The following is a 2,623-nucleotide window of genomic DNA, read 5'->3' as shown; positions in this document are numbered from 1 at the left end:
GAGCCATGCTTCTGCTAAAAGTCGCACCTAGACTAGCACCTCTTCTGACAGGTCTACCCCGTCCATCAGGAATCATCTTCCGAGCCTGCCAGAAATGCCCACTCGGGTCGGTGTAGTTGACTGGGTTGTTATGGACATAGCTGTAGCGGTTCTGACTGAGTGGATCCGTCAACTCACCTTGATAGGAATCCTCTGTAAGGAAAATCCCTGCTTGGCTGTCGTAATACCGTGCTCTGAGGTAATCTAGTCCTGTGATATCTCTTGCTTCCCCATTGTAGGCAAATGGGTTGCCCGTCTCGTCTGTGCTAGACTTGCTTGCTCCGTAGAGATGGTACTGACTGGACGCAACTGCTACTCCGTCCTTGGTCAAGCCTGTGACGGAGCCTGCTTGGTTGGTCAGGTAGTGATAGGTATCCCCCGTCTCATGGTTGAGATAAGACGTCCTGCCCTGTCCATAGGTATAGGTCTCTCTGGCTTTTAACTCCCGGTCATAGGTCTGGAGAACTTCGGTATGCTTGCGGTTGACGTCATTAACGTAGTTACGCTCTTCGTAGTAGTTAAAGCTATCCTCTCGTGTGGTGTAAGGAATGAGAACCTCTTTGACCTCGCTCGCATAGGTCACGTCCCCCTCACCCGGCAGATCTCCAAGCTCTGGTGGATTGACCACTAGCCCCTCCTTGGTCGCCCGGTCTTTCGCCACTTTCTGGTGGTAGGCAGTCGACACATCATCAAAAATCTCATGCCAGATGGTCCCCACCGTCTGCGGTAGGGTAGACAGTGCCTGTAGGACATTCTGGCTAAAGCCATACCAGAAGAGACTCGGCTCCTCCCCATTCGGGGCAGTATAAGGAGACTTCCTCTTCTCCTCTCGTTTGAAGAGCTGGTAGCTATGTTTACCTTTCTTACGGCTAGCAGTAAAGACCCGATTGTCGTCCCCATCATAGAGGGCTGCCATCAGAAGCCCCTCCTTGTCCTTAACCGCAAGGAGCCGGTTTTCGGTATCGTAGATGTAGTCTAGCTTCTCGTCGTTTTTCTTGGAAGAGACTCGGTTGCCATTCTTATCGTAGGTATAGGTGGTAGTGCCGTCCTTGTTTTCTAGTTTGGTTAGGCGGTTATTGTCATCGTAGGTAAAGGTGGTTTTCTCTTCCCTGCCCTCTACTTCTTCCGTGCTAGTCAGCTTGTTTCCTGCTAGGTCATAGGTGTAAGTCAGCTTGGACAGTTCCTTACCGTCCTTACTTGAAACCGTCATAGTCTCAATCTGACCGAGATAATCAGTATGTCATTTGCTACATTCTAGATAGTAAAAAATTTATTTATCTTTCTATATTTTTACAAATAAAGTAATAAGTAGAACAATTTTATTCCTGTCTTACTTTACTATGACAATATTTAAAAGCATAGTGGTGATGTAGAAAACACCTATGGAGAGAAGCTCCATAGGTGGGCGGGGAGCTAGGAAAGAGAGGACGGAAAACGAAGAAATAATTTCGAGCGTTTTCAAAGTCCTCGATAAACTAGCTCAATCGCCAACAGCACCACGGAATAGTACGTCTTGGACTAAGTTTTAAATATAGCTGATTAAAACAAACATTTAGATTGAATTTAACGAGTTTACAAAGTCAATATTCAAATTAAAAAGTGTTTGAAACTGAACAACTTCCCTACTAGAAGTATTACGATTATATTCATCAGACCATAAAAACGGATAAGTAGAAATAACATCACCATCAAAAATATTTAAATAGTACTCATTCAAATTATCTGGAATATAAAATTCATAAAATAAATTTACCTTTTCTGTGAATATCCAAGTTATAAATGTATCATAATCAATATTTAACTGCTCCCATTCAAGTGAATCTGGTGCAAAGTATATGAGATTTGAGCTCGATTGATTCAATGCAAATAGTCCGCCAAATATATCATAGGCTATTAACGTTTTTTCGGGATAATTCTTGTTGAAAATTTTATTAAAATATTCTATTCCTTTGTTACTTCTATTACCAAGAATTATTAAATAATTATTAATAGAGAAATTTGAAAAATTATACTTAACAAATTGCTCGTCTGTATTATGATGAGTACTTATTTTATCACATTCTATCTTATTTTTAGAATGTTTCTTTTTATTAACAAAATCTCGAATCATACTTTTCCTATCTAATCTATAATCTCGATTCTAACTTTTGTTCCATCGGGATAAATTTTTAGCTGATTACCTATACTAGACCCGGAACCTCTATTATCTGAAGGGGAAATGTGACGTACACTGGAACCTGAGCCCCCCTCTTCAAACATAGCAGGAGGATATTCATCACGATCCTTTCCTTTTATTCTTTCAACATCTCGCAATGATTCCCTTCTATTTTTCTTAGCTTTACCACGATTAACAGTTAGTACTTCTGGCTGACCAGCCTTCTTTGCGTCCTCTATATGTCCAGCAGACTCAGGATATCTTGATTTTGAAACACCTACAGAAACTACATCATCAGAATTTCTAGAAATATTATCTCCATTCTTGGCAAAGGCTTGAACAAAGTTGTCAAATCCTCTCTTGGCATTCTGCCCCATTTCTCGTAGGGTACTTCCTCCCCTATTCATGGCAGAACCACCTGCTGTTGCC

At 41.5% G+C, this 2,623-nt stretch carries 3 protein-coding genes; all 3 read right to left on the bottom strand.

All coding sequences use genetic code 11. From position 1 onward, the window contains the following. Positions 1–1,249, bottom strand: a 1,249-nt coding sequence (locus tag ACVPON_RS04640) for an RHS repeat-associated core domain-containing protein (RefSeq protein WP_462876648.1), incomplete at its 3' end; no start/stop codon positions are given. Positions 1,250–1,591: 342 nt separating this feature from the next. Further along, a complete protein-coding gene (locus ACVPON_RS04635) occupies positions 1,592–2,149 on the bottom strand; it encodes a DUF2625 family protein (protein WP_462876646.1) in 558 nt (185 codons plus the stop codon). Positions 2,150–2,160: 11 nt separating this feature from the next. Continuing rightward, the coding region (locus tag ACVPON_RS04630) for a NucA/NucB deoxyribonuclease domain-containing protein (protein ID WP_462876644.1) at positions 2,161–2,623 on the bottom strand (463 nt) is incomplete at its 5' end.

Source organism: Streptococcus sp. 1F3, assembly GCF_054968985.1.
This window is presented reverse-complemented; position numbering and strand designations above follow the sequence as displayed.

Coding starts and splice junctions, on each gene's coding strand:
- ACVPON_RS04635 (WP_462876646.1), bottom strand. CDS start 2,149: ATGATTCGAGATTTTGTTAATAAAAAGAAACATTCTAAAAATAAGATA.